The sequence below is a fragment of the Affinirhizobium lemnae genome, from assembly GCF_022968395.1.
Classification (GTDB): Bacteria; Pseudomonadota; Alphaproteobacteria; order Rhizobiales; family Rhizobiaceae; genus Neorhizobium; species Neorhizobium lemnae.
In genome coordinates, this window is sequence record NZ_JALJQZ010000098.1 from 1 (window position 1) to 4051 (window position 4051).

General features: G+C 58.8%; 3 protein-coding genes and 2 pseudogenes. All 5 read left to right on the top strand.

The window, feature by feature from the left end; all coding sequences use genetic code 11:
* Positions 1 to 197 precede the first annotated feature (197 nt).
* Entirely contained in the window at positions 198 to 548 is a 351-nt protein-coding gene (locus MUU53_RS22975) for a transposase (protein WP_247262918.1), read from the top strand.
* Positions 545 to 889 (top strand): IS66 family insertion sequence element accessory protein TnpB, encoded by a 345-nt coding sequence (tnpB, locus tag MUU53_RS22980; RefSeq protein WP_247262919.1) that lies wholly within the window; start codon positions 545 to 547, stop codon positions 887 to 889. The genes MUU53_RS22975 and tnpB overlap by 4 nt, the downstream gene beginning before the upstream one ends.
* A gap of 73 nt (positions 890 to 962) precedes the next feature.
* Positions 963 to 1808: pseudogene (locus MUU53_RS22985) on the top strand (IS66 family transposase); the annotation flags it as partial.
* A 78-nt stretch (positions 1809 to 1886) separates the two neighbouring features.
* The gene (locus MUU53_RS22990; RefSeq protein ID WP_247262920.1) at positions 1887 to 2921 is read left to right on the top strand and encodes an IS110 family RNA-guided transposase; all 1035 of its coding nucleotides are present in this window, start codon (positions 1887 to 1889) and stop codon (positions 2919 to 2921) included.
* Positions 2922 to 3202: 281 nt separating this feature from the next.
* A pseudogene (gene tnpC / locus MUU53_RS22995) lies at positions 3203 to 3952 on the top strand (IS66 family transposase); the annotation flags it as partial.
* Positions 3953 to 4051 lie beyond the last annotated feature (99 nt).

Below are 4051 nucleotides of genomic sequence, written 5' to 3' on the forward strand. Positions count from 1 at the left end.
ACGGTAGAGCCAGGGGACGCCTTGTCCCCAAGGCCCGATTTCGACCGCCGCGCTTGCGCACTGTCAGCTTCTCCTCCGTAAGCGGCAAGGAGACCCCATCTGGCATCGCTGATGCTGGGCAGGGTATTGCGGACATACGACTTCTCTGAATGTGAGGATCTATGTCTAGGCCTGCGGCTAGCCTTGGATTGATGCGAATGATCGAGGCGGTGCCCGATCGCCTTGACGGGTCGCCGCGACAGTTGCGGCGGTTCTGGTCCGACGAGTTCAAGGCCACAGCGGTTGAGCAAGCCTGTCAGCCCGGTGTGAACATGTCGGCGGTCGCGCGGCAGATTGGGATCCTGCCATCTCAACTCTACCGCTGGCGCAGAGAACTGTTGGGCAGTGATGAGCCTGGACAAGCAGCGCCGGCAGTTGAACCGCAGAGCGCAGCACCTGGGCGCGACTCCGTCGTCGAAATCGTCATTGGCGGTATCGTCGTGCGAGCCGGCCGACATGTGGAAGAAGCGCATCTGCAGCGCGTGATCCGGGCGGTTCGCTCAGCATGATACCCGCAGGCGTAAAGGTCTTCCTTGCCAGCCATCCTATTGACTTCCGCAAGGGACCGGACAGCTTGCTATCGCTGGTGCGGGATGCCGGCAGTGATCCATTCAACGGCTCCCTTTATGTCTTCCGGGCCAAACGGGCGGACCGGGTCAAGATCGTCTGGTGGGATGGATCAGGGGTGTGCCTCTACTCGAAACGGTTGGAGAAGGCGCAGTTCTGCTGGCCTCGGATCGGCCACAACCGGGTGCAGCTCAACCATGCCCAGCTAATGGCGCTCTTTGATGGCATGGACTGGAAACGGGGCCGCTCGGTGGCGGTGAAGCCGCCGGAGATTGTTGGGTAAAGGCCTGCGACGAAGTGAATCAACTGTCTGAAAGGGCAGGAAAACTGGAGCAAAATGTGCTCTCGTAGGCCCTATGACGCCGCCCGATTTGCAGCTCCCAGATGATGTAGAGACCCTGAAAGCCATGGTCCTTGCCATGGCCGAGAAGGCTGCGCGCGCCGATGCTCTCGAGAGCGAAGTCGCAGATCTGAAGGCGAAAAACGCAGATGCCGATGAGCGCATCGAGCGATTGACCCAGATCCTGATGGCCTTCGATCGTGCCCGCTTTGGCCGGCGATCGGAAAAGCTCGCATCTCCAACGATCGACGATGAGCAGCAGGCTTTTGTCTTCGAGGAAATCGAGACCGGCATCGCTGCTATCCGAGCCAAGGTGAGCAAAGGTGCCGCTGATCCTGATGGGAAACGTGCACCCCGGCCACGCAAGGGCTTTGCACCTCATCTGGAACGGATCGAAGTCGTGATCGAGCCAGATGAACTGCCCGAGCACGTCGGCAAACAGAAGGTGCTGATCGGAGAAGACGTCTCGGAGCGGCTGGACGTCGTGCCGGCGAAGTTCCGCGTCATCGTCATCCGCCGGCCAAAGTATGCCTTCAAAAACGAAGACGGCGTCATTCAGGCAGCCGCGCCCGCGCATATCATCGAGGGCGGCATTCCGACGGAAGCGCTTCTCGCCCAGATCGCGGTCTCAAAGTATGCCGATGGCCTTCCGCTCTATCGGCAGGAGGCAATCTATGCCCGCGACAAGGTCGAGCTTGACCGGAAGCTGATGGCTCAATGGATGGGCAAGCTCGGCTTTGAGCTCGATATCCTGGCCGACTACATCCTCGCCGAGATCAAGAAGGCTAAGCGCATCTTCGCGGACGAGACGACGTTGCCCACGCTCGCGCCTGGATCCGGATCGGCCAAGACGGCATGGCTTTGTTGAGGTGGACGGCTCCCGGCGGCATCGAATGTGCCAGAATGAGTTCGTTGAAATCTCAATCGAGGGACACCGCCCATGGAACAGATTATCCGAATTGGCATGGATACGTCAAAAAGCGTTTTCCAACTGCATGGAGTGAACGTGATGGAGCAGCCCATCTTGCGCAAAAAACTTTCGCGCAAGGAGATGCTGAAATTTTTCGCGAATACTCCGCCAACCACCGTTGCGGTGGAAGCATGCGGTGGTTCTCACCACTGGGCTCGATTGCTGGGTTCGTTTGGTCACGATGTGAAGCTAATTGCCCCACAGCTCGCCAAGCCTTATGTCAAGCGCGGCAAGAACGACGCTGCAGATGCCGAAGCCTTGTGTGAGGCGATGAGCCGCCCGACGATGCGGTTCGTTACTGTAAAGACCGCTGATCAGCAGGCAGCCTTGATGCTGATAGGAGTGAGGCAGAGATTACTGCACAATCGCACCCAACTGGCCAATGCCATTCGTGGTTTTGCTATGGAGTTTGGGGTCGTCGCAGCGAAGGGCATGTGCCGAATAGAACCCTTGTTGGAGCGCCTCGCAGCAGATGAATCCCTACCGGAATTGGCCCGCGAACTATTCGCCATGCATGGAGAGGAGCATCGCGAATTGCTTCGGAAAATTGAAGAAGTTGATGAAAGGCTTATGAAGTTGCATCGCGCTGACGAATGCAGCAAGCGCCTAGCCGAAATCCCCGGTGTCGGTCCGGTGAGTGCATCACTTCTGATGATGAAAACGCCAGATCCGCGGATGTTCAAATCCGGTAGAGACTTCGCAGCTTGGATCGGTCTAACTCCGAAAGACCATTCCACAGCCGGAAAGGTGCGCCTCGGGGTGATCACTCGGGCAGGAGACGAGATGCTGCGAAGCGTCCTGGTTGTCGGGGCAACATCTCTCCTTCAGCAAGTTAGATCAGGCCGAAGCAGGCATGCCTCCTCCTGGCTCCTCGGGCTTCTGCAAAGAAAGAGACCGAAGCTTGTGGCCGTAGCGCTCGCTAATAAGATTGCGAGAATCGCGTGGAAGCTCATGATTAGTGGTGAGACCTACCAGCGTGCAGAGGGCCAGAGACCGACAGCATAGGAGATTAGCCATCATGGCAAGCGGTGACCAGGTCGCTGCCGTGCTGAGCTGATGCTGTGAACTTGCAACAGAAGAGCAGATGATGCGATCGGAGGATCCAAGACGTGTAAATTCCCTTAAGCCCAATGGCCTTCAAAGGCCGAGGCTGTGTTAGGAACACGCGTTGCGGAAATCATCTTGGCCAGTGATCATGTGCGACCACATCGAAAGGCCGCACATATGGAAGCAAGCTATCCGCTCAAAATTATCTGAAAAAGTGCTTGCAAGTGGGAGCCGTCCACATATGGGCTTATGCCAGGGATGACAGACCCTTCGGTGGCAGTGGTCCGCCGATGGTCGCCTATCGCTTCGAAGATAGCCGCGCTGGCGATCGGGTCGCCCGGCATCTGAGTGGCTATCGCGGTATCCTTCAGGTGGACGGGCATGGTGCCTACAACAAGCTCGCCCGATCCGACGGCGGGAATGACGGTGTGATACTCGCCGGCTGCTGGTCCCATAGCAGGCGCAAGTTCTACGAGCTCCACGCTTCGGATAGCTCTAGGATCGCCACCGAGACGGTGGAGCTGATGGCAAAGCTCTGGGAGGTGGAAGCAGCGGCCCGCGGTCAAAGCCCTGACGCCCGTGTCGCGGCGCGCCAGGCGACGTCTGCTGCTGTAGTCAACGAGCTCTTCGCCCTCTGGCAGAAGACCCTGCCGCGGATCTCCGGCAAGTCGAAGCTAGCCGAGGCGATCCGCTATGCCACCTCGCGTCGCTCCATCTTCGAACGCTTCCTCACCGACGGCCGCATCGAGCTCGACTCCACCATCGTTGAGCGCGCCATCAGGCCCCAGACAATTACGCGAAAGAACAGTCTCTTCGCTGGCAGCGATGGCGGTGGAAGGACCTGGGCGACAATCGCCATGCTCCTTCAGACGGCGAAGATGAACAACGTAGATCCGCAGGGCTGGCTCACCCAGACCCTTGAGCGCATCGCCAACGGCTGGCCCAGCAGCGATCTCGAGACGCTCATGCCGTGGAATTACGCGGGCTGAACGGCCGCAGCTTGCCGCTTACTCTCCTCCCGATAGAGACGCCGAAGCTTCTTCAGGTTCATGACGATCCCCTGCCGGTCGAGCATGACGTGGATACGG